The organism is Fodinibius sp. (assembly GCF_041642155.1).
GTDB lineage: Bacteria > Bacteroidota > Rhodothermia > Balneolales > Balneolaceae > Fodinibius.
Genome location: NZ_JBEPWZ010000243.1, coordinates 1 through 4,817 on the forward strand (window position 1 = coordinate 1; position 4,817 = coordinate 4,817).

3 protein-coding genes are annotated in these 4,817 nt (G+C 49.1%); 2 read left to right on the forward strand and 1 reads right to left on the reverse strand.

Features of this window, described 5'->3' with window-relative positions; translation table 11 throughout:
- A partial coding sequence (locus tag ACESLU_RS11910; RefSeq protein ID WP_372638869.1) for a cation:proton antiporter occupies window positions 1–1,966 on the forward strand: 1,966 nt, incomplete at its 5' end.
- A gap of 159 nt (window positions 1,967–2,125) precedes the next feature.
- Window positions 2,126–2,698 (forward strand): DUF3124 domain-containing protein, encoded by a 573-nt coding sequence (locus ACESLU_RS11915; protein ID WP_372638870.1) that lies wholly within the window; start codon window positions 2,126–2,128, stop codon window positions 2,696–2,698.
- A gap of 205 nt (window positions 2,699–2,903) precedes the next feature.
- Here ACESLU_RS11915 and ACESLU_RS11920 read toward each other — a convergent pair.
- On the reverse strand, window positions 2,904–4,817 hold a 1,914-nt coding region (locus ACESLU_RS11920; protein ID WP_372638871.1), incomplete at its 5' end, for an amino acid permease.

Here is a 4,817-nt window from a genome sequence, read left to right on the forward strand (position 1 = left end):
ATTGTTTATGGTTAGCGTGGGTATTGCCTACCTGTGCTACCGGTTGAAACTGGTTCCCATCGTTGGATTTTTAATTGCCGGGGTGGTTATAGGCCCCAACGCCCTCGCATTGGTTCCGGATCAGGAACTCGTTGACATCCTGGCGGAAATCGGGGTCATCCTGCTCCTGTTTACCATCGGTATTGAATTTAGCCTGGAGAAGCTTAATCGTATCCGCAAAGCCATTGTAGTCAGCGGCAGTTTCCAGGTCATTATGACCACAGCGATCGTGACCGCGATACTGGTCGCAGCCGGAGTCTCGATCAATAACGGCATCTACACCGGGTTTTTAGTAGCTCTCAGCAGTACGGCCATCGTGCTTGGTTTATTCAGCCAGCGCGGGGAAACGGATACGCCTACCGGTCAGCTGTCACTGGCGGTGCTCATCTTCCAGGACCTGGCTATCGTCGTGATGGTATTGCTGGTTCCCATCCTTGCAGGCCAATCAGATTCCGCCTATGAAGTGTTTTGGATCCTCGCTAAAGCGGCGCTCCTCATCCTGACCGTCCTTATCCTGGCCCGCCGCATCATCCCGTGGGTGCTGGATAAAGTAGCTAAAACGAGGAAGCGCGAACTCTTTCTGCTATCTGTGGTGGCGATCTGTTTCGGGACCGTAGCACTCAGTAGCATGGCCAATGTCAGCCTGGCTTTGGGAGCTTTCATGGCGGGACTGATTGTCAGTGAAAGTGAATTCAGCGAGCAGGCCCTCAGTGAGATTTTACCCCTGCGAACCATCTTCAATGCCGTGTTTTTTGTCTCTGTGGGCATGCTTCTGGATATACGCTACGTCCTGGAATACCCTTTGTTACTGGTGGGAATCGCCGTGGGGGTCATTGTCCTTAAATTGATTATTACCTCGACCGGCCTGCTCGTGCTTGGCTACCCGGTGCGCATTGCAGCGGCATCGGGACTGGCACTGGCGCAGATAGGCGAATTTTCATTTGTACTGGAACGGGCCGGAAGAGCGGCTGACATGACGCCGGCGGGGATGGGAGAAGTAGGTTCGCAGACCTTTATAGCTGTCTCGGTACTGCTTATGATCGTAACCCCCTTTTTATTAAACGCCGGCCCCAAACTGGGCACATGGCTTGCCAGGACCCCGCTCAAAAGATTTGGGCAGGAATCCGGGGAGTTAGAATCGGATCAGCGAAAAACGCTCGAAGACCACGTGATTATTGTGGGATATGGTCCGGCCGGCCGACACCTGGTTCAGGTACTGCAGGAAACCGGCATTCCTTATGTTGTTGTTGAGATGAATCCGGATTCGGTCGAAGAAATGAAAAAGGATGATATTCCCGCTATTTACGGGGATGCCGGCCGCGAGCATATCCTGGATTTGGCGGGTATTGCAAAAGCGAAGCTGTGTGTGATCGCCACGAATGCCCCCTCGGCCAGCCCCCGCATCATAAAGATAGCCCGCCATAATAACCCTACCCTGCAGATTATTGTTCGTACGCGCTACCTCACAGATGTAGACCGGCTTGAAAATTTAGGGGCCGACATCGTTATTCCGGAAGAGACGGAAACGACGGTGCGTATTTTTTCCCAGGTCCTGGGCGCGTACATGATACCCCGGGAGGAAATCGAACAACATGTCAAGACACTTCGGGCACATGATTATGAAATATGGCGAGGCAGTATGCAGGAAGCCCATCTGATGGTGCTGCAGGGACTGGATGAGGAAGGGCTGCACACCCGCGCTGTGGTTGTTCGGGAGGGGGCCCCGGTGGCCGGAAAAACATTGCAGGAACTGCAGCTGCGCAAGAACTACAACCTGACGGTGCTGGCCGTTCGCAGGGGCGATAAGACCGTCGGAAATCCCGCGGGCGATTTCAAGGTACAACCGGACGACCGGTTAATAGTGGTCGGTTTGGCCGATCGTTTTGCCGAGTGTGCAGACCTGTTTCGAGCACCCGCGGGGATATAAATTCTGGCAAGCGCATGCCTTAATTGACCGATTCCTGTAGTTGGTATTGTACTGGTTATAAGCGGATATTCCTCTTGCTTTATTATAAAATAAAGGATGAGTCCCGTATATTGATTGTACATGCTCTTAACTTCTGTTGAATGAAATAACCCCGAGACCATGAAATTCTTTTATACTGCTGTAGTCCTGGTGTTGGTTCTTATGGGCTGTAGCGATCGGCAGGAATCCCGATCTGGCGTGGAAATATCGCCGCAGGATACGACCGTAGCCGATTCAGTTGTGGTCGGGCCGCCAGAGTCATTCAGTCGCGATGCCACAAGTATGGGCCAGATCGTATATGTGCCGGTTTATTCCCATATCTACCAGCAAGACCGGGAAAAAACATTTAATCTGACAACCACGCTGAGTATCCGCAATGCCGATCCGTATCGCTCTTTTACCATTCTAAAAGTAGGGTATTACGATTCCAAAGGGTCACTCGTTCAGCAATATGTTGATTCGGACGTCAGGATCGCTCCACTGGCTTCAACCTCCTATGTCATTGAAGAGCGCGATTTACGGGGTGGGGTGGGGGCAAATTTCCTGGTCAGCTGGCAGTCGGAACAGGCGGTTGTTCCGCCCGTGATTGAGGCCGTGAATATCAGCACGTCCAATCAGCAGGGGATCTCCTTTTTAAGCGTGGGACGCGTTATACAGGAGAGCTCGTCAACAGGAAGGGATACCGAACAATGATCGGTGCGGGCTGTTAATGGAAAAAGATTACCCATTTGTAGCAGTACAATTGAATTCATAGCATCAATTGGAAACAACACAGTGCAAATACGGAATTTATACAGATCGAAAAAATATTTTTTCTTTGCCTAATCGAATATATTTACAATGTAATGCAGAATGGTTTAGAAAAAATTATGTAGCAAAGATGATAATGTAAATACTTTCATTCTATAGCTGAAAAAATCTTATGCGCAGCTTGTATTGCTTCGCTTGGTCCTACAAACACAACATGATCGCCGCCTCTAATTTCAGTCTGTCCCCTGGGGACAACAAATTTGTCATCTCGAATTAATGCGGCAACTACACATTGATCAGGGATATTGATTTTTTGAATAAGACTTCCCACGATCTTTCCTCTCTCGGGGACTTTCATGTCAATAAGGCTGGCAACACCACTCTCGATCTCAAAAAGATCGGCAACGCTGGGACGATCCAAATAATTTTCTACCATTGCTGCAGTGGCGTAAGGAGCACTTATGCATACGATCCCGCTATCCTCCAGCAGAGAAACGTAGGCTGGGTCCCTCGCAATAGCAATAACATGGTCAATACCCAGTCGTTTTGCCTGCAACGCTATAATAGAATTGCGCTGATCGTTGTTAGTAGCGGCAATCGCTACGTCCATCTTATGAGGTTCAGCCTGTTCGAGAACCTCCTGTTTGGTACCGTCTCCTTGAAAAATGGGTACGTTGTAACGCTGTTCCAGTTCATCACATTTTTCCTCATCCTGTTCAATAAAAGTAATTTGATATTCCGACGATCGAAAGACCATCCGAAATTCGTCTTGTTTTAGCAAACGGTCGGCAATATTACTGCCCTGATTGCCGCCGCCGATAATAAGTACATTCATATGTGGCCTCCAATAAGCTTGAATTTTAATATTAATATGCTGTATAAATTCCGGAAATCCACGCAGGTCTTTCCTGTTTCCCGGTTGTAGAAGATAAAGTACCCCGCCAATAGCCGTCAAAACACCACCCAGAAGCAAACTTTGTGGATCTAAGGTGGGGACAAAAAACCAGCAGGTAATAATACCCAGAATGGGTACTATGGGATAAAGTATAATTTTAAACGGACGCCGCAGGTTGGGCATGTGGCGGTGAAGCGCAATAACCGCATAATTGACGATACCGATGGCAATCAGATAGCCGAAGCTGCTGGCGGATGCAAGCAGACGTACAATGCCCGATGCCCCGAGTACTGCCACTAATCCCGCGCAAACAAAAAGTGCAATGTGAGGTGTTTTATATGTCGTATGCAGACGAGCAAAAAAGCCCGGAAAGTGCCCATCACGCCCAAGAGCAAATAGTACGCGGGAACTGGCTCCCAGTGTAACGCTAAATGCAGACAAACTTGCCATAATCGTAGCAATAATTCCTGCCCAGCGTCCCCATGCGCCAAACAGATAATCTGCAATATAAATGAAAGGTGTACTCGTCTGCGCCAGATCAGTATAATGTACGACGCCCATCATCACCCAAAGCAAAAGTACATAAATAGCAATTCCAGTTCCAAGGGTGATAAAAATGGCACGCGGAATATTTTTAGCCGGTTCAACAATTTCTTCAGCGGCCACCGTAATCAGATCAAAACCGACATACGAGATATAGATTAATCCCATCGTGGGGATCAATGGGCCGTACCCCATCGGAGCGAGAGGATCGAGGTTGGCTGGTTCCACATGAAAAGCGCCCAGCACTCCCACCCCGACCAGTATGATGAGTTCGATAATATTCATGACCGCTATAAACTTCAGCGCCTCTGCCTGTCCCCGCAGATTAATGAGCGTAAAGACCAGGGTGGTAAGGAAAACTACGAGGATGACGCTGATATCCGAGAGAAAGTAGTTTTTAATAGTCAGCGCAAAAATAACGGCATACAGGGAACAGGCCAGGGTATTCCCGATCCAGAAGAACCATCCCGTAAGAAAAGCGACGGGACGGGGTAGTGTTCGACTTGTAAATGAATAACCGCCGCCGGCAATAGGAATGGCAGCTCCAAGCTCGCTATAGCTGAATGCTGTGAACAAGGTCAATAAGCCCATGGCCAGATAGGCTATAATACCAAGCGGTCCCGC